Below are 22,549 nucleotides of genomic sequence, written 5' to 3' on the forward strand. Positions count from 1 at the left end.
AATTCGATCACACAGTGGTGCAGCTGGATTCCGACAGCTGTTTCACGCACACGGACCGACTCGGCAACTCAGCTTTCGAGGCGGCGAGCTCCGAGGACGTCCTTGAGGAGTTCCTTTGCAACATCCTCGGGATCACGTCTGGCAGTCGGATCAGCGGGCTCAGCCGCCTCCGCAAACATCTCGTCCTCGTCCTCCGGCGTTGCAGGCGGAGGAGTTGCCTCGTAGTCGACCTCAGGAGCAGGGGCCGGTCCAGGGTCTTCCGGATAGTCGGGGGCCTCGGGCGGCGGAATGTCGTCCGAATCTCCGCGCTGGGGCTGCGGGGCCTTGGGCTGCTGCGCTGCGCGCTCCTGGCTGGGGCGCGAGAAGCGGGGCGCAGCGGCAGGGCGGCTCGGAGCTTCCGTCGCCTTGGTTGCGCTCGATACTGTCGGCGCTGTAGGCGCACCTTCTTGATACTCGACTTGCCAAGTGCCACCGAACATTTCGGCAAGGACCTCGCAAATGACCGCCGCGTTGTGCGGTTGCGTCACACGAGCACCCAGGACCGGTGAGCCGTGAGCGATGACAACGACATGTCCACGCACGTCGTGAACCGTCGCAGCGGACAGCATGGCCGGAAGAACCTTGTTTCGTTCACCGACCTTGTTGCGCAAGGTGTTCCACGATTCACGGAGAGTCTCGACTGTGGGGCCTGCCGAGACCGGCGCAGCTTCGGCAACCGCCGGCTCGTCGAACTCGGGCTCGGGCTCGTAGTCGGGTTCCGGCTCGGCAAGCCCGATCAGCTCTTCCGCTTCGACAGGAGCAGTAACCGGTGGTTCAACCACAGGAGCTTCAACTATTGGAGCTTCGGCAACCGGAGCTTCAACCACCGGAGCTTCGGCAACCGGCGGTTCCACGATCTCGACAGTGGGAGTCTCGACGACGGGAACTGCCGCTACCGGAGGTTCGACGACAGGAGCCTCCACAACCGGCGGCGCCGCAGCTGGAGCTGGCGCGGCTGGTTCCGGCCGCACCTCAGGCTCGGCCTTGCGTTGAGAGGGCCGTTGGAACTTGGAAGCAATCTCCGGTTCGAGCGGCGGCACGGTCGGTGCCGGCGTTGCTGCCGCGCGAGGGGCAGCCGCGACTCCGGCAGCCGGAATACCTTGTTCCAGGCGCTCCAGCCGCTGCAATACAGCTGACTCGGTGTCGGAGGCCGACGGCAGCAGCATTCGCGCGCACATCACTTCGAGCAGCAGCCGCGGCGCCGTCGCACCACGCATTTCGCTGAGTCCGGCATGGACAGTTTCGGCGAAGCGGGTGAGCGTGGCCGGGCCGACTCGTTGAATCTGCTCACGCATCGTGACCAGCTCCGCTTCCGGAGCGTCGACCAATCCTCGTTCGCTGGCGTCGGAAACAGCCTGCATCAAGATGAGATCACGCAGGCGCTCGAGAAGATCGAGCGCGAATCGGCGTGGATCGTGACCGGCGTCCATCACGCGATCGACAGTGCCGAACAACGCGGCCCCGTCACTGGCAGACAGGGCGTCTACTGCTTCGTCGATGAGCGCGACGTCGGTGACTCCGAGAAGAGAGAGAGCGCGCGGATACGTGACACCTTCTTCTCCTGCGCCCGCGAGCAGCTGATCGAGGACACTCAACGAGTCACGAGGGGAACCGCCGCCGGCCTTGATGACCAGTGGATACACCGCAGGCTCGACCGGTACGCCCTCCTGGGCGCAGATCTTTTCCAGGAGTCCGCGCATGGTCGACGGCGCCAACAGGCGGAACGGGTAATGGTGTGTACGCGAACGGATGGTCGGGAGAACCTTTTCCGGTTCCGTCGTCGCAAAGATGAAGATGAGGTGTTCCGGCGGCTCTTCGACGATTTTGAGCAGCGCATTGAAACCCGCTGCCGTCACCATGTGTGCCTCGTCGATGATGAAGACGCGGTAGCGAGATGCGGCGGGTGCGTGGAACGCCTTGTCTCGGAGTTCTCGGGTGTCGTCGACGCCACCGTGACTTGCGGCGTCGAGTTCCGTCACATCCAGGTTGCCTGTGCCGCCCGGGCCCAGCGAAACGCACGAGTCGCACACGTTGCACGGCGTCGACGTCGGTCCCTGCTCACAGTTCAGCGAACGCGCCAGGATTCGCGCCGACGACGTCTTTCCGCAGCCGCGCGGGCCGGAAAACAGGTAGGCATGGTTGATGCGTCCGGTGTCGAGGGCCGTGCTGAGCGGTGCGGTGACATGCTCCTGCCCCACCACCTCGGCGAAGGACGCGGGTCGATACTTCCGGTACAGGGCCACGCGCAAAGACTACCGGCGACCCACGACAGGTGGTCCGGTGCGGGTGCAACGCCGACTTCTCCCGAAACATGTTCGCAACACAATCGCAGTGCGGAGGAAACCGCACGCACTCATCGTGGGTTCCGTGCACGCGGGCTGGTCCGCGTGCGTGAGGAGAAAACTGTGCCCGCCACCATCGATGCCGGAGCGACTGCCTGGTTGCTCGTCAGTACTGCACTCGTACTTCTGATGACGCCAGGACTCGCACTGTTCTACGGCGGCATGGTCCGCTCGACGGGCGTACTCAACATGATCATGATGAGTTTCGTCTCCATCGCACTCGTCACGGTCGCGTGGTTGTTCGTGGGCTACAGCCTCGTGTTCGGCGACGATCACGGTGGCATCATCGGCGGACTCGAACACATCGGCATGGCGGGCATCGACCCGTCGACCGTGCACGGGAATGTCCCGGAAGTGTTGTTCGCAACCTTCCAATTGACGTTCGCAATCCTTACTGCAGCACTCATCAGTGGTGCGATCGCCGACCGCGCGAAGTTCTCCGCCTGGATGATCTTCGTCCCCATCTGGTCCTTGCTCGTCTATGTCCCCGTCGCTCACTGGGTGTGGAATCCGCAGGGATGGCTCGCCCAGATGGGCGCACTCGACTACGCCGGTGGCCTCGTGGTCGAAATCGTGTCCGGAGCGTCGGGTCTGGCATTGGCACTGGTCCTCGGCCAGCGGATGGGTTTCAAGGCCGAGTCGATGCGTCCGCACAATCTGCCGTTCGTCCTGCTCGGCGTAGGCCTGCTCTGGTTCGGTTGGTTCGGATTCAACGCCGGCTCGGCCCTTGCGGCCGACGGTATGGCCTCGCAGATCTTCCTCAACACACTCGTCGCCGGTTGCACCGGACTACTCGGCTGGCTGTTCGTCGAGCAGAATCGTGACGGACACCCCACGACGTTCGGCGCAGCTTCGGGCGTCGTCGCCGGTCTGGTCGCGATCACCCCGTCGTGCGGAACGGTGAACATGTTCGGTGCGCTCGTCATCGGTCTGATCGCCGGCATCGTCTGCTCGTACGCCGTGGGATGGAAGCACAAGCTCGGCTACGACGACTCCCTCGACGTCGTCGGCGTGCACCTCGTCGGTGGAATCGTCGGCTCGTTGCTGATCGGACTCCTCGCGACGGCCGTGATGACGGGCGGTCCGGAAGGTTTGTTCTTCGGCGGTGGATTCGCGCAGTTGGGCAAGCAGTTCGTCGGCGTCGTCGTGGTCGCGCTCTATGCCTTCGGTGTGACCTACGGTCTCGGAAAGCTCATCGACAAGACCTTCGGCTTCCGCATTTCGCGTGAAGACGAGGCCCGCGGAATCGACGTTGCCCTGCACGCGGAGTCGGCCTACGAGCACGGAGTCCTCGGCCACGGTCCGATCGGCGGACAGAACCCGAGCCCGTTCCTCCAGCGTCAGCGGGAGGAACGGGAGAACCGCGAGCGGGACTGACCGCCCTCAGCGGTTCGCGATTTCCTCCATCAGGATCGGAACGCCGACATTGCAGGAATGAATCCCGACGACGGTGGTCAGTTTCAGCACCTCGAGAATCTCCTTCGAGGTCACTCCCATGTCGAGCGCGGCGCGAATATGGCGTCGTACGCCGGGCGCGTACATGTGTGTGCTCGCCGCATCGACGGCTATGCACAGCAACTGGATCGCCTGAGGTGACAGCACCCCGCTGTTCCAGGGCTGCATCGCTGTCTTCATGTACAGCTCGGTCCACTCGGGATCCAGCTCCGAAAGTCCGTCCCACAACGGATTCCAGCCACCCGAATCCTTCATGGCCTGGGTCACGGGAAAAGCTTCACTTGCTCGAACGTCAGTCATCGATCTCCTCAGACCATCGAAAATGCTTGATTCAGTTCACGTTTGAGAATCTTTCCGGTTGCCGTCATCGGCAGCGACGGCACGAACTCGATGCGACGCGGATATTTGTAGGCGGCCATCTGTTCCCGCGTCCATTCCACGAGATCCGATTCGGAGATCTCTTCACTCGGCTCTCGGATCACGAACGCGACAACTTCTTCGCCGAGGCTCGTGTCCGGCACCCCGACGACGGCGACGAGTGAGACGGCTGGGTGAGTGAGCAGAACCTCTTCGATTTCGCGTGGGTAGACGTTGAATCCGCCCCGCACGATCATGTCCTTCGCGCGATCGACGATGTAGTAATTTCCGTCGGTATCGACCCGTGCCAAATCCCCGGTGCGAAACCATCCGTCGCACATGACTTCCGCCGTCGCCTCTGGTCGGTTGAAATAGCCCTTCATGACGTTGTGCCCGCGAATGGCCAACTCTCCCACTTCATCGGGGCCGGCGATCGTGTGCCAAGAGTCGTCGACAAGCCGCGCTTCGACGCCCCAGATCGGCACGCCGATCGAACCGGGCCGGGGGTCACTCTCCGGGGCACTGAACAAGGCCAGCGGAGAGGTCTCGGACAACCCGTACCCTTCGAGGATCTGAACACCGAAGCGTTCCCGGAACTGTGTCAATATTTCCACGGGAAGCGCTGCGCCACCCGAGATCGCGCACCGCATGTTCTGTGCAACGGTCTCGATATCCACCCCGGATTTCACTACCTCGTCCAGCACGCCGAGCAGTCCCCAATACATGGTCGGGACGCCCGCGAAGACCGAGATCTTTTCGCGTTCCATGATCTCGAGTGCCGCGGTCGCATCGAAGCGCGGCATCAACACCAAAGTGGCACCGACGCAGATTCCCGCATTCATGGTCACTGTCTGGCCGAACGAGTGGAACAACGGCAAAGTCAGGAGATAACGCTCATGCATGGACGGAACGCTCTCGAACAACCGGTTGGTCGACAGTGCATTCAAGACCATGTTGCAGTGAGTGAGTTCGGCGCCCTTGGGCTTTCCGGTAGTGCCGCTGGTGTAGAGAATGACCGCGGTGTCCGTCGGTTCACGAACAACCGCGACTGCAGGCGTTTCCGTGCCGGACACGGATGCCAGTGCTTCGCCTAGAGTCTCGACTCCGAGGATCGACGACGGTGCACCCGGTTCGGCGCTGATCACGATCAGGGCCGAACAGGTCTCGCTCTGCTCGAACCCGGCGATGGCGTACTCGGCGATCGGTAATTCGGGACTTCCCTCGAAACAGAAGTACAGCTTCGCTTCCGAATCAGCCAGGTGATAGGCAATTTCGCGCCCCTTGAGCAGGATGTTCAGAGGAACGACGACGCCACCGGCCTTGAGAATGCCGTAGTAGACGATCGGGAACTCGAGAACGTTCGGGCAGGACAACGCCACCTTGTCACCTGGCTCGACACCCCGCGAGACGAGCAGATGGGCGATGCGATTCGCGTACGCGTCGAACTGCGCATACGTCAGCCTCGCTTCCCCGAGAACCAGCGCATCCCGTTCCGGGTACCGCCGGGCCGAGTCTTCCAGCAGAGCAGCAAGATCAAGCATGACTGTGTTCCTCCTGCGCATCGGAATCCGTGGCATGAGACGAGGCAGCGCGCGACACCGACTCGAGCAGTTCCCGCACCAACGATTCCGCCCGCGGCCAATACCCGTATCCGGACGCCGGATTGAGATGTCCGACCTCACCCAGATCCAGCAACCGACTCCCCCATCCTTCAGCCAAACCCACAACTCGGCGATACCCGGCGAGCGGATCGTTCCGACTCGCCGCGACCGTGCTCGGAAACGGCAGACGCTGACGCGGTATCGGTAGCCACCCGTGTCGGTCGAGATCGTCGAGAGACGGATAAGACTCGGGCAGCGGAAGTTCGAGATCCGCCGGCGTGACCAGAAGTGCGCCCGCAACCTCTCGATGATGCGCCCTCGCCCAGTGAGCAACTGTCATGACTCCGGCGCTGTGCCCGACCAGGACCACCGGCCCGCAGACACTTGTCAGCACCTCGTTCAATGCCGCAACCCGCGCATCGCGACTGAGCTTGTCGGTCTCGAGGGGAGGAACCGTCAGAACGTTGTCGAGCCTGCGCGCGAGGTGAGTCTGCCAATGATCTTCGACATGATCCCGCAGACCGGGAACCATTACTACCGTAGTTGATTCATTCATCATGAGCTCCGAACGTCTGTTACTTCAGTGGCGCCGGGGATCTCGGGCCGATTCTGCAACGTCGCCAGCCGCCTCATCCCGGCGGGATAGGCACGCTTGCCGGCTACCAACGCGAGGGCCGCGACGACATAGACGAAGGGCGAAAGCTGTAGAGCGCCGAGAAGACCCAGGTGATCGGCGAGGATGCCGACAACGAAGGGACCGAGCGCCAGCCCGAGAAGGTTGTTGGCGACGGTGAGCGTTCCCATGGCCGACGCTCGAATCGAGTGATGGGTAAGGTTCGCGACCATCGCTGCCGTCGGCCCCGACGAACCGGCGGAGAAGAATGCACCGATACCGAGCAACACGAGTTGTGCTGTCCCCGTGCCCAACCGGAGCCCGATGCTCAGCGTCACCAACGAGATGGCGCAGTAGACGATGGCGGTGGTCCATTTTCGCGCCGAATCGTCGCGGCTGAATCTATCTGTGATGAAACCGCAGACCACCATCCCGCTTCCGACCAGGAGGACGAACACGGAAGCCGTGACGCCGGCCTTGTCCGGGGCCAAATCGTAGTAACGATTGAAGAAGCTCGGCAACCACGCCAGAAGTACAGCGGCGGTGAACATCTGGAGACCACCACCGATGTAGGCGAATAATACGGCTGGATTGGTGAACAGCGAGGACACCGGCGCACGAAAACCGTCGTGTCTCACCGCTTCCCCGGCGGCATCCGGCGCGGCCTCGACGGCGTAAGCGGTGAGCTTCTTCTCGGTGACGAGGGCACGGAAGAGCGCGACCAGAATCAGACCGAAGATCGCCATGGCGGCAAAAGACCACCGCCAACTGAACTGGACTGCGATGAACCCACCGATTGCCACACCGATGACCGAACCGAACGATCCACCGGCCATGAAGGCACCTGCAAGAGCTGCGTGCACGCGGGGCGCAAACACACTGAGGACCACGGCGATACCCACGCTGCCGTACGCCGCTTCACCGACACCGACCAGGAACCGGGCGCCCAACATCTGTTCGTAGGTCTGAGCGATTGCGCACAGCAACGTCGCGACACTCCACAACACCGCCATCAAGATCAAGCTCTTGACGCGGCCCCAGCGGTCCGCGAGCAGCGACAACGGGAACGTCAACAGCCCGACCATCAATGCCACCACGCTGCTCAGGGAGGCGAGGTGCGAATCGGAGAGATCCCAGTCCGCTTTCAGGATCGGGAAGACTGCACTGAGCACCTGCCTCGACATGTAGTCCGAGAGCAGAAGACCGAAAGCCAGGGCGAAAACGATCCACGGGTATAACTTTCGTCGTCCGCCGATTCCGAGCGCGGTGTCCACACGTGGCGTGGCGGGAGCTTGCAGTCCCATGACTCTCCTAGGAAGTACTCGAGGTAGACGGGGGGATTCGGGGGTACGAACCGTCGCGGTTCGTACCCCCGGAACTGTTGTACGAGAGGGTGCGAACTCAGGCGTGCTGCGTGAATCCCAGCTGGCCGATCCGGCGGTTGGGCGCGTAACCCAGCTTCGCCAACGTCTCGTCGGTGTCGGCATACGTCTCACCGATCCGGTAGATGTCCCGAGCTTCCTTCGCGGAAGCCACCTCGCGGCCCAATTCGCCTGCAATGCGCACCAACTGCTCGATCTGCTGCACCGACGTCATCTTCTCGCCCTTGCGGCCCCAGATGGTGTCCTCGTTGCCGCAGCGAGCGTGCAAGCCCATCGCGATGGCCATCGTGTTCACCGGCAGGACGCTACGCATCAGCGTTTCCAGCGTCAGGCACGCACCGTCGGGAACACGCTGGACGAAGTTCATCATGTTGTACGGGTTGGGTCCGTCGAAGCCGCCGCCGATTGCGACCCACGTGAGGTTGACCGGACCCGTGTAGATGCCGCGTCGGATCAACCGCTCCACCGTTTCGAGCTGCGGAATACTGGACAACTGGAAATGCGGCTGGATTCCGGCGGCCTGCAACCGGCGCAGGTGCTCTGCCACCCACTCCGGACCGGCGGGCACAGTCATTTCCCGATACGTATCGGCCAATTCCGGACGCTGCATCGACGTACCCGCGATGTCGTCGTCGGTCATCAGTTCCATGATGTTCATCTGGCTGGTATTGATCGCGATCGTCACCTGATCGGGAGCCGGCTCCAATTCCGCCAGCATGTGACGCACGTCGTCGGACAACCACTTCGCATCGGCACCTTCCCCCTCCGGGGCAAACGAAATCGACCCGCCGACCTGCAGAATCATCTCGGGAACGGCCTCACGCAAGCGACCGAGAAGCTCGTTGAACTTCGACAGACGCTTCGAGCCCTTGCCGTCGAGTTCACGCACGTGGATGTGGAGAACTGTGGCACCGGCGTTGAAACAGTCGACGGCTTGCTGGACGTGCTCGTCCATCGACAGAGGGAGGTCTTCTGCAAAATCGTCCGGCTCCCACTCCGGTCCGTAGGGAGCAACGGTGATGACAAGCTTGTCCTGGGTTTCGGGGAACAGTGAATCGTCGTGGAAATGCATAGCGTGACTCCGATCGAGTGAATGAATTTATCTTCGGGGCTGGGAAGAGAGATCAGAACGGTGCGTCGCCGATGATTCCGGCGCGCTCCATCTTTCGAACCGCGGGCCAGTAGTCCTGCACCGCGTAATGCTGTGTCGAACGGTTGTCCCAGATCGCGACGCTGTTTTCGGTCCAGCGCCACCGAACCTGGTACTCGGGAATCTGAGCCTGGCTCGCCAGGTAAGTGAGCAGATTCCCGGCGCCGGGGGCGTAATCGATTCCATAGCGGACGTTCTCGGGCGTGTGATAGTTCACGAGGTGTGTGGCGAACGAATTGACGAAGAGAATCTTCTCGCCGGTCTCCGGATGTGTTCGTACCACGGGATGTTCGGCGTCGGGAAAGCGCTCCTTCAGCTGGTGCCGCTGTTCGATCGGCATCCGAGCGCCGAAGGTCGACTCGATACTGTGCCTGGCACGCAGATCCTTGATCTGCTCCTTGACCCGCGCCGGCAGATTCTCGTAGGCGAGTGCCATGTTCACCCAAATCGTGTCGCCGCCGACAGGAGGTGTTTCCACACAACGCAATACACATCCCATGGGCGGGTTAACGCGCCAGGTGGCGTCGCAGTGATATGCATTCTCGAAATGCTCCGGCGGGCTGTCCAGATCCTTGTAGATGCGGACCAAGCCCGGGTGGTCGGGGTCGCTGCCCAGAGCCGGATGATCCTCGAGTTCACCGAATCGCTGGGCAAGTTCTACGTGCTCGGCTTTGGAGAAGGTCTGGTCGCGAAAGAACAGAACCTTGTGTTCGAGCAACAATGCCTTGATTTCGGCGAAGAGTGCATCATCTCGCGCGACCTCGCCGAGATCCACCCCGGACAACTCTGCCCCGATCGAACAGGTCAATTTCTCGACGCGGATCGTATTCCTCGACGAGGGAAGGTTTTCTGTGAGCGTTGCGGTGTTGGTCATGACAATTCCTCTGGGAAGTGCTGTTTCGGTTCAGACGGAGAAGACGGAGGAACCGATACTGCGACCGGACTCCATGTCGTGGTGCGCACGCACCGCATCTTCGAGGGGGTATCGCTGGTTGATCTCGATCTTGATTCGCCCGGACTCGACGTGTGAGAACAGTTCGCCCGCCAGTTCGGCACGTTCTTCGGGATCCGCGATGTAATCGGCGAGAGCCGGACGTGTGAGGAAGAGTGATCCCTTGACTGCCAACTGCATTGCCTGAATCGGCGGAGTCGGTCCGGACGCCGTTCCGAAGCACACCAGCAGCCCCCGCCTGGCAAGGCAATCGAGAGAGATGTCGAACGTGGATTGCCCGATACTGTCGTAGACAACCGGCACGCCGACGCCCCCGGTGATCTCCTTGACACGCGCGACGACGTCCTCGCGGGTGTAGATGACGACTTCATCGCACCCGTGAGCTCGGGCAACGCTCGCCTTCTCGTCGCTCGACACCGTTCCGATCACTTTGATTCCCAACAGTTTTGCCCACTGGGTGAAGATCAGTCCAACCCCGCCCGCCGCAGCATGTAGCAACACGGTGTCTCCCGCTTTCAACGGGTAGATGCGACGCAGAAGGTAGGCGGCAGTCAGTCCTCGCATGGTCATGGCGGCCGCGGTGTCGAAGGCGATGCCGTCGGGTAGCGCGATCAGGTCGGACGACGCCATGATCCGCTCGGTGGCGTACGCACCCAGCGGACTGCCGGTGTAGGTCACACGGTCCCCCACTGCAAAATCGACTACTCCCTCGCCGATCTCTTCGACCACACCGGCGCCCTCGACGCCCATCCCGGCAGGCAATTGCGCAGGATAGAGGCCACTTCGAAAGTAGGTGTCGGCGAAGTTCAACCCCACCGCTTCATGACGAACCCGAACCTCTCCGGCGCCCGGTCGTCCTACCTCGATCTCTTCCCAACGCATGACGGACGGTGTGCCGATCTCGTGGAACCGAATGGCGTTTGCCATCAATGCTCTCCAATTCTGTGGGCGGGCTCGACTCGATTACGGTCGAGCTGTATTCGTACGCAACAACTTCCAGAAGTCGGTGCTCGGCTTCCTGGTCGTGCCGAACTGATGTGAACAAAACTATGTGAGATCCGGCTCACATGCTTAACTTGACGAGACACACAACACAACATTTCGGGACATCGAGTAAAGGGGGCCCCATGAAGCCACTCGCCCGCTACGCGTCACTGAACCGATACGTCGACCTGTGCCGAACAGTGGACGTGGACGCTGTGGCCCTCATGAGAAGTGTCGGCCTGAGCCCGGCAAGCCTGGCGAACCCCGACCAATGGGTACCGGCCGCCTCCATCGCATCGCTCCTGGAGCGATCGGCAGCGGAGTCCGGACACGAAGACTTCGGGCTTCTACTCGCCGGCCTGCGTCGACTGTCCAATCTCGGTCCCCTCAGCTTGGTCATCAGGGAAGAACCAGACGTCAGGAGCGCACTCGACGTGTTGATGCGATACGAGCACACGTACAACGAGTCATTACGCATTCGATTGAACGAGGTCAACGGACTCGCCACCCTGCGAATCTCGCTCGAGGTCGGCGAACCGGTCGACACCAGACAGAGCGTCGAACTCGCAGTCGGCGCGACACTGCAGATCCTGCGGAGTTTCCTAGGTTCTCGATGGCAACCGGTCAGCGTGGGATTCACGCACAATGCCCCGAAAGACACGAGCACGCATCGGCGAATCCTCGGCGAGACGGTGGAATTCGATCACGAGTTCACCGGTATCGTTTTCTTCGCCGCCGACCTGGATGCGGCTAACCAACTTTCCGACGAGTTACTCCGGCCGTACGCTCGCCAGTTCCTCGACTCGCTTCCCGCCTCGGAAACCTCCGATACCCTCAGCCGCACCAAGGAATTGATCGAAGTTCTGCTTCCGACCGGCCGCTGCTCTGTCGAGCAGGTGGCACGCAGTCTCGGATTCGACCGGCGGACACTGCACCGTCATCTCGCCGAATCCGGAGATACGTTCACGGCCGTTCTCAATTCGGTTCGAAGCTCCCTCGCGGAACGATTTGTCTCCAACCCTCGCTATTCGTTGACCGAAGTGGCTGTGCACCTCGGGTTTTCGACGCAGGGTAGTTTCTCGCGCTGGTTTCGCACTCAGTTCTCGATGAGCCCGAGCGCGTGGCGGACTCAGCGCTCGATCAGCTGACCAGCACGACTCCGACGTAGGCGATCGTTGCCACCCACACAGTGGAAATCGCGGCCAGCACGAATGGCCGGGCGCCAACTCCACGAATGACGCTCAACCGCACCCCCAGCCCGAGTGCGAACATCGCGGCCGCCAACAGCGCCGTCTGCACCGTCTTCGCCAGTCCCAGAAGCTCATCCGGCAAGATGCCCGTGGAGCGCAAGCCCGTACAGCCGATGAACGCCACGACGAAAAACGGAACCAACGGAGGACGCTTGGTGGCGGTGCTGTCGACCATCCTGCGTTGCCGGATGCTCAGAAATGCCATGACCGGCGCCAACATCAACACGCGCGCAAGTTTCACCACGGTCGCGACACCCAACGCGGTGGCGCCGAGAGCGCTGCCGGCAGCCACCACTTGCGCCACTTCGTGGATCGACCCACCGGCCCACATGCCTGCACCGACCTCGTTCATACCGAAAGCGTTGGCCAACAGTGAGATTGTCGGAATCATCAGAGTTCCGAAGATCACCACCAACGCAACAGCGGTGAGCAACTCTTCCTCTCGCGCATTCACCACACCGTCCGCAGCAGCCACGGCGGCAGCACCACAGATCGAGAAGCCGCAGGCAATCAGAATTCTCTGCGACCAACTCAATCCGAGAAGTTTTCCGGCATACATGGTCCCGGCGATACCGAGGAACACAATCGCAACCACAACGGCGATCACTCCCCAGCCCAAACCGACGATGTCGGAGAACATCAATTGCAGCCCGAGCAGAGCGATACCCACCCGAAGTAGCCGTTTCGCCGAGAATGCCAGGCCAGGTTGGAATTTCGCCGGCAAAGAGACGGCATTCGCCAACACCGCACCCGCCACGATCGCAATCAGCAACGGACTCACGGCGGAGGTGAACTGACCGGCTATCAGCGCGACCGTGGCCCCCAAGGCGCACAACGCAACTCCGGGCACCAATGCAGCCACACTGGACCACCGTCGTACTTCTGACGAAGGGGCGACTGCGGGTTTCTCGGCCACGGACTTCACATCACGGTTCACTCATCCAGCGTCCTTGAGCCACCATCGCTCCGGTAGGGCGATTTCTACCATTACGGCATATCAAATCGATATGAACGTGAAGTTCGGTATAGCCTGTTTGCATGACCAGACGGTGGCCCGACCTCACCACTCTCGAGCTACTCATCGGCATCGATGATCACGGAAGTCTCAGTGCGGCAAGCCGTTCAGCAAACATTGCGCAGCCGAATGCCAGCCGCGCCGTCAAAGCCCTCGAGCGGCAGCTCGGGATGCCACTCATACACCGAAGGTCGACGGGGGCGACTTTGACTCCGCAGGGGACCGTCATCGTCCACTGGGCGCGCCGCGTCCTCGCCAACTCGAGGCAGCTTCTCGACGTCGCCGAAGGGATGCGGACCGAACGATCCGCGGAATTGACCGTGTGTGCCAGCATGACCGTCGCCGAACATCTGATTCCGGCCTGGCTCGGTATCTTTCGGTCACTACATCCTGGTGTCACCGTCCACCTTCAGGTCTACAACTCGACCCGCGTCCTCGAGGCTGTCGAGGTGGGAATGTGCGACCTCGGATTCGTCGAGTCACCGACCGTTCCGAAGAGCCTGTCCAGCGTCACCGTCGCGCGTGACTCGCTGGTCGTGGTCGTTCATCCGGATCATCCATGGGCGCGTCGACGAAAGCCGCTGACCGTCGCCGAACTGGCAGCGACGCCGCTGCTGGTGCGCGAGCCCGGATCGGGAACCAGAACGACTCTCGACCTGGCGTTACACGAATACGAGCGCGGTGCACCGTTGTTGGAACTGGGTAGTTCGGCCGCGATTCGAACCAGCGTGCTTGGTGGCGTCGGCCCGGCGGTACTGAGCACGCTGGCCGTCGAGGACCAGGTGAAGCAGGGAGAACTTCGGGTGGTAGCCGTCGAAGGCTTGGAACTCGACCGATCCCTGCGTGCAGTGTGGCGCCCGCCGCGTCAGCTCGAGGGCCCCGCAGGCGACCTGATGAAAGTAGTGCGTGCCAGCGGGTCCCGGAAGTCCTGAAAGCGGCTTACTTCTTGTCGGCCTTCGCTGCTGCCTTTGCGGCCTTCTTGAACTCGCGGACCTCGAGCAAAGACTGTTCGTCGACCACGTCTGCAATCGAGCGCCTCGAACCTTCGAGCCCGTAGTCGCCGGCCGCTTGGCGCCAACCTTTCGGCTCGACGCCGATCTGTTTTCCGAGCAACGCCAGGAAGATCCGGGCTTTCTGATCCCCGTAACCGGGTAGGGCTTTGAGCCGCTTCAGTACTTCCTTGCCGTCGGGATTTCCCGAAGTCCAGATCGCCGCGGTGTCGCCGTCGTAGTTCTCGACGATGAACTGGCACATGAGCTGGATACGCTCGCCCATCGACTTGGGGAATCGGTGCACAGCCGGAGGCTCGGCGCAGACGGCGATGAACTCGTCGGTGTCCATGTCGGCGATACGCCTGACGTCGATACCGCTGAGCCGATCCGCCAGCTTCTTCGGACCGAGGAAGGCCGTTTCCATCGGAACCTGTTGATCGAGAAGCATTCCGATCAACAACGCCAACGGGTCCTCGGCCAGGAGGGCATCAGCTTCGGGGTCACCGACAAGGTTCAGTTGAAGTGCCATGAGTCCGATACTGCCACGTCAGACGGCAGTTGTGACCGGCGCCGACGCATCCGGGGCCGGAATCTTCCACTTCTTCCAGCCGAACAGAACCAACGTCGAGACCGCGGCAAGCGTGAAGACCCAGAGGTAGACGCCGACGGTCGGAATCCGCAGATACTCGGGCGGCACGAACATGAACAGGCCCATTCCGATGAAGCGATCCGTACCCGGAATGACCGACGGGTCCCACCAGGTGTGAGACCAGTTCAAGACCGGGAGCAGGAAAACGAACGGCGCCACCCACGCCCAGCGCTTCTTCGACACCATCGCGTAGTGCGCGGCGAGGACGACCAGCGGGACGAACCACACCCAGTGATGGCCCCACGAGAACGGCGAGACAGTGGTCGCAGTCAACCCCGTCATGGTGAGGCCGAGCAATTTCTGGCCGTGGCGGTGAGCAATCCACGCGGCACCGAGTCCGAGGCATACCGCTAGCGCACTGAAGACTAGGACCAGGACCCGCGACGGCGTCGGAGTGTGAGTGAGCTGAGCGATCAGACCGGACACGGACTGGTTGCTCGGAGCGTCCGTCGGTCCGACGCGTTCGCTGTCGACAAGAGTGCCGGTCCAGTACTTGTACGCATCGTTGTAGATCACGACGAAGCCGATCGCAACGGTCGCAGCGAACGTCACGACGGCCGTCACCAACGCACGCCATTGACGAGTGATGAAAAGGTACGCCCAGAAGAAGGCCGGAGTGAGCTTCACGCCGGCGGCGATGCCTGCCCCGATTCCTCGGAGCCGACTCTTCTCGTCCCGACCGAGGTCCCACACGATCAAGAGCAGCAGGAAGATGTTGATCTGCCCGAGCCAGAGCGTCGTACGTATCGGTTCCATGAACAGAAAGATCGTGGTGGCCAACGCACTGACGGCGTACGCCTTCACGTCGAGCCGATAACCGAGATACTTCCAGCACAACACGATCACTGCGAACAGCGCAGCGATGTTCAAACCCGTCCACACGACAATCGCCTGTTTGAACGAGAGCACCGCCCACACCGTGAACAGCAAAGCCGCAAACGGGGTGTACGTGAACATCATCCCTTCCAGGACTGGCCCGTCGTACAACGGAAGGCCCTGAACCACAACGCTGCCGCCGTGGCGGTAGACGTCGAGATCGAGGAAATTTTCGAAGATGCCCCAGTACCGCGTATTCATCGGCACGGCGAAAAGAACCATCAGCACGGACGCGACTGCCAGAACACCGAGTACAGAGAATCCGAGAACACCGACACGGAGGGTGCGTCGCGGTATGTCAGCTTCGACGACCGACTCCGAGTTCGCGGTGTGCGCCTCGAAAGAAGGCCCATCCGAAGCGTTGATCGCGCCCGTCACTACAACCTCCGGGATTTACACCCTATGTCGGGAATTGATGCTCCGAACGGTACAAGACAAGACCGAAAAGTACCGACCGGGCACGCCGCTTCGAGAACTCAGATCTCGGAGAGACGCGATTCGGTAGCTGCGAGCAGAACACACGTAGCCACGCCGTCCATGGCAACTTCGAGTTCAGCCGTGGACGGGAAGCTCGGGGCCAACCGGATGTTCCGGTCGTCCGGATCCGTGCTGTACGGGAAAGCCGATCCGGCAGCGGTGAGCGCGATACCCGCGTTCTTCGCCAGTTCGATGACCCGCTTGGCCGTGCCGTCGACCACGTCGAGGCTGATGAAGTATCCGCCCTTCGGCTCGGTCCAAGACGCGACCTTCGATGCACCGAGACGATCCTCGAGGATCCGCAGTACGAGCTCGAACTTGGGCGCGAGGAACGCGCGATGCTTCTCCATGTGCGCACGAACGCCGTCGGCATTGCCGAAGAAACGCAGGTGGCGAAGCTGATTGACCTTGTCCGGTCCGATGCTCTTCTTGCCCAGGAACTTCTGGTACCAGGCAAGGTTTTCCGCCGAGCTACCGAAGAAGCTCACACCAGCGCCGGCGAAAGTGATCTTGGACGTCGACGCGAACACGAGCGGACGGTTGGGGTGTCCGGCCTCCGCTGCCATCGAGAGAATGTCGTAGGAAGGCGCAGTCTCGCCGACAAGCGGATGTACGGCGTACGCGTTGTCCCAGTACAGGCGGAAGTCGGGCGCGGCCGTCGGCATCGACGCGAGCGTACGGACAATTTCTTCGGAGTACACGGCACCCGTGGGGTTCGCGTAAACCGGAACCGCCCACATGCCCTTGATCTGCGGATCTGACGCAACAAGTTCGGCGATCTTGACGACATCCGGGCCGTCGTGGTTCATCGGCACCGCGATCATCTCGATGCCGAGGGACTCGGTGATCGCGAAGTGGCGGTCGTAGCCCGGCGCGGGGCAGAGAAACTTGATCTTCTCTTCGCGTGCCCACGGCCGGGCCGAATCCGGTGTGCCATGAAGCAGTGAGAACACGACGTTGTCGTGCATGATCTCGAGGCTCGCGTTGTTGCCGGCGAGAAGGTTCGCAACGGGGATACCCAGCAGCTCACCGAAGATGGCGCGCAGTTCCGGCAGACCGGTGAGTCCGCCGTAGTTACGGCAGTCGGTGCCGCTTCCGTCACGGAAATCACCGTCGCCGGGCAGCGTCAGCAGCTCTGCGGAAAGGTCGAGTTGTTCCGGGGAAGGCTTACCGCGGGTCAGATCGAGTGCGAGCTTCTGCGCCTGGAGCTGCGTGTACTTCGCGCTCTGGCTCTCATGCTCGGAGGTGAGTTCTTCATGGCTCATCAACCCGATCTGGGTTTGGATAGGCATCCGGAGCGGCCTTTCACCGACGAGGCGGGGTCGGGTATGTGAAAAAATAGAGGACCCCGCGCACCCGGCAGAGCCCGTTGACCCTTGCTGCCTTCCGGCCCTGGGGGAGTTCACAGGATGCGCGCCGCGCGGGATCCAATGAACAGTGTAGACGGCTTTCTCCGGCCGCTGCACACCACCTACCGGGGCCGAGATGCAAACCTCGAGTTCCACCGGTTCTTCGCAGGTCAGGTACCCGTTTAACGCTTCGCGCCCGCAATTGGGTATGCTGCTCCACGGAGGATTCGCCTAGTGGCCTATGGCGCTCGCCTGGAACGCGGGTTGGGTTAACGCCCTCAGGGGTTCAAATCCCCTATCCTCCGCCAAAGGAACCCCTGTGAACTGCTGAGAAGCGGTTCACAGGGGTTCTTTTCTGTCCTCATGCAACGAGTAATGCAACAGGGTCTCGGTTCAGCTCGATGTTCTGCGAGCTCAGACGGTCTGCCGACTCGTGGTGGTTTCGATCCCGCAGCGCGCCGAATCGGAATGCTGCTGCGTGATTTCGAGTGGCCGCCGATGGCCCGAACCCGATTCGGGAAGCTATGGCCACATCTGCTCCTGCAGCCCGCGTTGGTCATGAAATGACACCCGCGCCGCAAGTCTTATTTATCCAGATCCCATTCTGGATAAGATAGGCATGGAAAGCAAGGCGGCAATATAGCGTGGATACAGGGAGAGACCAGATGGCGTACAGGACGTTGAAATCGATCTTTCACCAACGAGATCGTGCTGGTGCCGATGCTGAGGAGCGAGCGCGACGCGATTCTCCCGCCGCCGTCCACTGGGACCTACTGATCGGCGAACACTCGACGTTCGCACTGATGACACCCGAAGTCGCAGCGCTGATCGAACGGATCATGAGCTTCGAGCCGAAGATCCGGGCTGAGTGGAACGGGCTGCCGGCCCTCGCGCGCACCCACTACCTGCATCGCATGGTGATCGACGAGATCCAGGCAACGAACGAGATCGAACAGGTCCGCTCAACCCGGAAGGAGATCAGCGAGGCAATCGAGATGGTGTGGGCGGAGCAACCCCTCGCGAACAAGCGGTTCGCCGAGATGGTGCGGCTCTATCTCAATATCGGCAACGACCAGGCCGAGAGTCCGCAGACGCTCGACGACATCCGAGACGTCTACGACGCGGTAACTCGGGGCGAGATTCGCGACGAGGACGCCCCCGATGGGAAGCGGTTCCGGCAAGGGCCAGTATCGATCACGTCAGGAATCAAGGTCGTGCACACCGGTGTGGTACCCGAGTCAGCGATCGACGACGCGCTGACCCTCATGCTGAGCCAGGGGGGCGACGACTCGATTCCACGACTGATCAGGGCAGTGGTCGCGCACTTCATCTTCGAGTACACGCACCCGTTCTACGACGGCAACGGCCGAACCGGACGCTACCTTCTCGCGCTGGACCTTCGACAGGTGTTGGCTCCGTATGCGAGCCTGGCATTGTCGGCGACCGTCGCCGACAACAAGGATCGTTACTACAAAGCATTCTCTGACGCGGAGAATCCATTGAACCGCGGAGATCTGACGCCCTACCTGATCGATATGCTGGAGATCATCGCCGAGGCGCAACATCGACTGCTGCTCGACCTCTCCGAGAGGCGGCATAAGATCGACACACTCGAGGCGCGTATCCGCGTTCTGGTGGAGGATGAGGAATTTCCGCTGAACTTGGGACTCGATCGCGAGTCGACGCCGCCGGTTGATAGCAACCACATCGGCGCAGTCCTGTTCACCCTGGGTCAGGCCCACTGCTTCGAGGCGAACCGCGCCATCAAGTTGAACACCCTGGTCGAGGTGGTGGGTCGATCCAGCCAGTTCGCCCGCCCGCGACTTCAGCGCCTGGACGATGCCGGGATCATTGAGACGGTTACGAAGAGACCGCTGCGCTTCCGGCTCACGGCACGGGGGGTATCGCTCCTCGATCTGGATGGGGAGTGATTTTCGCCAGGTCGCAGATGGGCTAGGTGGCGATTGGGCGCACGATCGACGTTTCCATTCCCACTCGCGAATGGAGTGCAGTGGCCGCAACATTTGTGGTCTTCGTCGGCGCACTGGTTCTGCCGCCGGGTACCGCACGACGATTGGTTGCAGCGAGCTGGGCCGTCCACCCGATTTTCGACCTACTTCACGAGCGTGGTCCAGAATCACGTCTGCCGGATTGGTACCCCGCAATTGCGCGGGATACGACCTCGGAGCCGCTGGACTTCTTGCTGCCGAACCACGCAATTTCGTTTGACAGACTCACAAACCCGAGGACAGACTTTCCGTCCAACCCAACCATCGGGAGTACGCGTGATTGCCGGCCAGACCAATCTGCTCGCAGATTGCAGCAGTTGCTTCGGTCTGTGCTGCGTCGCACTCCCCTTTTCCAAGTCCTCCGACTTCGCGACCAACAAGAATGCCGGCGACCCCTGCAAGAACCTGCAGCAGGATTTCCGTTGCGGCATTCACACCGGATTGCGAAAGAAGGGCTTCACCGGTTGCACCGTCTACGACTGTTTCGGTGCGGGACAGAAGGTTTCACAGCAGACCTACGACGGCGTCAGCTGGCGTGATGCCCCGGAGACCGCGTCGGACATGTTCGAAACCTTCCCTGTCGTACGCCAGTTGCACGAACTGCTCTGGTATCTCGCCGAAGCCCGCTCGCTGAAGCAAACCCACTCGATACGAAAGGAACTCGACGCTGCACTCGCGGAGACGGAAAGCCTGACCAACGGCACGCCTTCGCAGATTCAAGCCGTCGACGTCTCAGCACACCGAGCGGCAGTCAACACACTGCTCTTGCAGACGAGTAACCTTGTGCGCTCACCGATCTCAGGCAAGAAGGGCCGAAAACTCGACCATCGCGGCGCAGACCTCATCGGCGCCAAATTTCGTGGTTCCGATCTACGTGGGGCCAACTTTCGCGGGAGTTACCTGATCGGTGCAGACCTCCGCGACTGCGAACTCGATCGAGCCGATCTGATCGGTGCAGACTTACGCGGCACCGACATTCGCGGCGCAAAACTCCGCGGCAGTATCTTTCTCACTCAGTTCCAGATCAACGCGGCGATCGGCGATTCGGCTACCACGCTGCCCGATTCACTGACCCGCCCCGGCCACTGGGCCTGAGCCAGACGACTGTTCGCGACTGTCAACTCCGTCGACGGAGAACGACCTTGTTAGCTTCCGGATCGACAGACACCCACGGCGGGTCACCGTCCGTTCCGTCCTCACGATGCATCAATGCGCTCTGACGCTGTTCGAATTCATGATGCTTGGACCCCTGAAACAGGGCAGCAACCTCTTCGAAGCCCGCGGCCGAGACCGGACGAGTCGTACGTCCCCGAGTCCACGGCAGTGCCCGGCCGCCGGTGAGCCGGTTCCAGAGAGTCTCGGCGAAAGCGAACGGGACCAGCAGCACGAGCAAGCCTGGCAGCGTCAACGCGAACAGAGTGCCCATGAAAGAAGTCTAGCGACGAACGCCCCCGGTTCCCTCGACTTCCGATCGGCCGCCCTATGTCTGGTCCCGCGGTCGATGATCTGCCAGAATGCAAGCTGTTACGACTAGTAACACCTTCGGGGGGAGGATTTCACATGAGCTTGATACTTGCAGCTACCGACCGTTCGGAGCTTGCCCAGACACTCGGTACCGAATTAATACATTTCGGGCACCAGATACAGCTCGTCCGCACCGGGCGCCGCCTACTCGATGACCTGGACACCGACAGTTTCGATATCGCCGTGATCGATCTCCTGTTGCCGGACATCGACGGCTACGAGATCGCACGGCAGATCCGCTTGCGCAGTTCGATGCCGATCATGATGCTGGTGGATACCTACGAGGACATCGACGAAGCACCACATCGCGCTGTCTCGGACTTTGTGCTGAACCCGATCGATTCTCACGCGCTCGATCTTCGGGTCACCGCAATCCTTCGTGAAACCGCACATCCCGCCCCCGGCAAACACCAACGTCACGGTGACCTGCTCCTCGATCGACGTGCGATGACGGCGACGATGGGCGGAAAGCTGCTGGTCCTCAGCCGGACAGAATGGCGGGTGCTCCTGGAGCTGTCGACCGAGCCTGGGCGCGTGTACTCACGTGATCACCTGATCCGAAACGTGTGGGGTTCCGACCACGAAAGGACGCGTGTAGTCGATGCAACCATTCTCAGCCTGCGGTCCAAACTCGAATCCGATCCCGCGAAACCGAAGTACATCAAAACCATCAGGGGATTCGGATACCGCTTCGGCCCGGTCGACTGAAGTCGCCTTCGTGTCGGTGCCGCTCGATAAGCTCTTGTCATGGGTTGGTACACACCACAATCGGTCGCCCCGGATCTCTCCGACATCCTGGTGTGTGGCTGGACGGCGTGCGCAGAAGGAGAACACCTCCTCGTGCCCGATGCTTGCATGGACGTGCTGTGGATACGCGGCGTCGGCATACGCGTCTGTGGCCCCGAAACCGCTGCATGGTCATTCACTCTTCCGCCCGGAACACGCTCCGTGGGGGTTCGATTCCGCCCTGGATCGGCATCGCCGATGTTGCGAACCTCGGCGTCCGAGCTTCGGGATTCTCGCGCCGATCTCAGCGATGTAACCGACGCACGCACGGAACGAATACTGTTGAACCGCTTGGAAAATTCCGAAGACCACGAACAGGTCTCCATCCTCGAAAGCGCTGTTCGGAGTTGGGTAAGTTCGAGTTTCCGTCACGATCCGGTGATCAACCACGTTCGCACCGCACTGTCCGAACATTCGTGGAATGTCAGCTCTCTCGCCGACGCGGCGGCACTGACTTCGCGCCAACTCCAACGTCGATGCAACGACGCCTTCGGATACGGCCCGGCAACGCTGCGCTCGATCCTGCGCCTCCAGCGCTTCATGGCGCTCGCTCGCAGTCGACCCGCGCTGGGACTCGCTGAATCCGCAGCGCACTGCGGATTCAGCGATCAGGCCCACTTGACCCGTGAATGCCGCCGAATCTCGTCGCTGACCCCGGCGGCTCTACTCCGCACCCAAGCCCCCGACTGGCACGGGTCGGATACCGTTGTCGCGCTGGCGGAGGGAGACGCGGTCGCGTAATCCCGA

Annotated in this window: 20 protein-coding genes, 1 tRNA gene and 1 other RNA gene; 8 read left to right on the top strand and 14 right to left on the bottom strand. The window is 61.6% G+C overall.

The genetic code is table 11. The annotated features are described in order from the left end of the window. Positions 1–68: 68 nt before the first annotated feature. Positions 69–2,282 carry a DNA polymerase III subunit gamma and tau gene (locus V3587_RS24925; protein ID WP_007731559.1) on the bottom strand — a complete coding sequence of 738 codons (2,214 nt, stop codon included), beginning with the start codon at positions 2,280–2,282 and terminating at the stop codon, positions 69–71. 162 nt (positions 2,283–2,444) lie between these two features. On the opposite strand from V3587_RS24925, the gene V3587_RS24930 reads away from it, so the two are divergent. Further along, positions 2,445–3,758 (top strand): ammonium transporter, encoded by a 1,314-nt coding sequence (locus V3587_RS24930; RefSeq protein ID WP_003943791.1) that lies wholly within the window; start codon positions 2,445–2,447, stop codon positions 3,756–3,758. Between the two features lie 6 nt (positions 3,759–3,764). On the opposite strand, the gene V3587_RS24935 is transcribed toward V3587_RS24930, so the two are convergent. From V3587_RS24935 to V3587_RS24965, 7 genes are all read right to left on the bottom strand, one after another. Continuing rightward, positions 3,765–4,136 (bottom strand): carboxymuconolactone decarboxylase family protein, encoded by a 372-nt coding sequence (locus V3587_RS24935; RefSeq protein ID WP_283377313.1) that lies wholly within the window; start codon positions 4,134–4,136, stop codon positions 3,765–3,767. A gap of 8 nt (positions 4,137–4,144) precedes the next feature. Then, on the bottom strand, positions 4,145–5,734 hold the full coding sequence (locus V3587_RS24940; protein WP_208689935.1) for a long-chain-fatty-acid--CoA ligase: 1,590 nt from the start codon (positions 5,732–5,734) through the stop codon (positions 4,145–4,147). After that, positions 5,727–6,350 (bottom strand): RBBP9/YdeN family alpha/beta hydrolase, encoded by a 624-nt coding sequence (locus V3587_RS24945; protein WP_042926504.1) that lies wholly within the window; start codon positions 6,348–6,350, stop codon positions 5,727–5,729. Before V3587_RS24945 ends, V3587_RS24940 begins: the two co-directional genes overlap by 8 nt. Beyond that, a complete protein-coding gene (locus V3587_RS24950) occupies positions 6,350–7,711 on the bottom strand; it encodes an MFS transporter (RefSeq protein ID WP_007731563.1) in 1,362 nt (453 codons plus the stop codon). Before V3587_RS24950 ends, V3587_RS24945 begins: the two co-directional genes overlap by 1 nt. A gap of 97 nt (positions 7,712–7,808) precedes the next feature. Further along, positions 7,809–8,861 carry a 3-keto-5-aminohexanoate cleavage protein gene (locus V3587_RS24955; RefSeq protein ID WP_042926507.1) on the bottom strand — a complete coding sequence of 351 codons (1,053 nt, stop codon included), beginning with the start codon at positions 8,859–8,861 and terminating at the stop codon, positions 7,809–7,811. Positions 8,862–8,913: 52 nt separating this feature from the next. Then, the gene (locus V3587_RS24960) at positions 8,914–9,813 is read right to left on the bottom strand and encodes a TauD/TfdA dioxygenase family protein (RefSeq protein ID WP_007731564.1); all 900 of its coding nucleotides are present in this window, start codon (positions 9,811–9,813) and stop codon (positions 8,914–8,916) included. 30 nt (positions 9,814–9,843) lie between these two features. Beyond that, positions 9,844–10,818: a quinone oxidoreductase family protein gene (locus V3587_RS24965; RefSeq protein ID WP_003943928.1), complete on the bottom strand. Its 975-nt coding sequence runs from the start codon at positions 10,816–10,818 to the stop codon at positions 9,844–9,846. A 200-nt stretch (positions 10,819–11,018) separates the two neighbouring features. Between V3587_RS24965 and V3587_RS24970 the strand changes: the two genes are divergently transcribed. Beyond that, entirely contained in the window at positions 11,019–12,023 is a 1,005-nt protein-coding gene (locus V3587_RS24970) for an AraC family transcriptional regulator (protein WP_007731570.1), read from the top strand. On the opposite strand, the gene V3587_RS24975 is transcribed toward V3587_RS24970, so the two are convergent. Next, the gene (locus tag V3587_RS24975; RefSeq protein WP_283377314.1) at positions 12,016–13,062 is read right to left on the bottom strand and encodes a YeiH family protein; all 1,047 of its coding nucleotides are present in this window, start codon (positions 13,060–13,062) and stop codon (positions 12,016–12,018) included. The two genes, V3587_RS24970 and V3587_RS24975, sit on opposite strands and share 8 nt — an antisense overlap. 101 nt (positions 13,063–13,163) lie before the next feature. On the opposite strand from V3587_RS24975, the gene V3587_RS24980 reads away from it, so the two are divergent. Next, complete coding sequence (locus V3587_RS24980; protein ID WP_003943906.1) at positions 13,164–14,072, top strand: LysR family transcriptional regulator; 909 nt, start codon at positions 13,164–13,166, stop codon at positions 14,070–14,072. A gap of 7 nt (positions 14,073–14,079) precedes the next feature. On the opposite strand, the gene V3587_RS24985 is transcribed toward V3587_RS24980, so the two are convergent. From V3587_RS24985 to ffs, 4 genes are all read right to left on the bottom strand, one after another. After that, a complete protein-coding gene (locus V3587_RS24985; RefSeq protein ID WP_003943868.1) occupies positions 14,080–14,661 on the bottom strand; it encodes an HhH-GPD-type base excision DNA repair protein in 582 nt (193 codons plus the stop codon). 18 nt (positions 14,662–14,679) lie between these two features. Then, a complete protein-coding gene (locus tag V3587_RS24990) occupies positions 14,680–16,035 on the bottom strand; it encodes a glycosyltransferase 87 family protein (protein WP_030535732.1) in 1,356 nt (451 codons plus the stop codon). A gap of 98 nt (positions 16,036–16,133) precedes the next feature. Beyond that, complete coding sequence (locus tag V3587_RS24995) at positions 16,134–17,426, bottom strand: aminotransferase class I/II-fold pyridoxal phosphate-dependent enzyme (protein WP_030535733.1); 1,293 nt, start codon at positions 17,424–17,426, stop codon at positions 16,134–16,136. A gap of 41 nt (positions 17,427–17,467) precedes the next feature. Continuing rightward, positions 17,468–17,567: signal recognition particle sRNA small type (gene ffs / locus V3587_RS25000), an RNA gene on the bottom strand. Positions 17,568–17,703: 136 nt separating this feature from the next. Between ffs and V3587_RS25005 the strand changes: the two genes are divergently transcribed. From V3587_RS25005 to V3587_RS25015, 3 genes are all read left to right on the top strand, one after another. Continuing rightward, positions 17,704–17,791 (top strand) — tRNA-Ser (locus tag V3587_RS25005). Positions 17,792–18,322: 531 nt separating this feature from the next. Continuing rightward, entirely contained in the window at positions 18,323–19,414 is a 1,092-nt protein-coding gene (locus tag V3587_RS25010) for a Fic family protein (RefSeq protein ID WP_249343164.1), read from the top strand. A gap of 354 nt (positions 19,415–19,768) precedes the next feature. Further along, positions 19,769–20,587, top strand: coding sequence for a pentapeptide repeat-containing protein (locus V3587_RS25015; RefSeq protein WP_064112115.1), 819 nt, complete (start codon positions 19,769–19,771; stop codon positions 20,585–20,587). Between the two features lie 22 nt (positions 20,588–20,609). On the opposite strand, the gene V3587_RS25020 is transcribed toward V3587_RS25015, so the two are convergent. Beyond that, positions 20,610–20,918, bottom strand: a complete 309-nt coding sequence (locus tag V3587_RS25020; RefSeq protein ID WP_283377315.1) for a DUF6191 domain-containing protein — start codon at positions 20,916–20,918, stop codon at positions 20,610–20,612. A 134-nt stretch (positions 20,919–21,052) separates the two neighbouring features. On the opposite strand from V3587_RS25020, the gene V3587_RS25025 reads away from it, so the two are divergent. Further along, positions 21,053–21,724, top strand: coding sequence for a response regulator transcription factor (locus V3587_RS25025; protein WP_007731581.1), 672 nt, complete (start codon positions 21,053–21,055; stop codon positions 21,722–21,724). Positions 21,725–21,763: 39 nt separating this feature from the next. Further along, positions 21,764–22,543, top strand: a complete 780-nt coding sequence (locus tag V3587_RS25030) for a helix-turn-helix domain-containing protein (RefSeq protein ID WP_003943809.1) — start codon at positions 21,764–21,766, stop codon at positions 22,541–22,543. The last annotated feature ends 6 nt before the right edge of the window (positions 22,544–22,549 follow it).

The organism is Rhodococcus sp. IEGM 1306 (assembly GCF_036541985.1).
In the GTDB taxonomy this organism is placed as follows: domain Bacteria; phylum Actinomycetota; class Actinomycetes; order Mycobacteriales; family Mycobacteriaceae; genus Rhodococcus_F; species Rhodococcus_F qingshengii.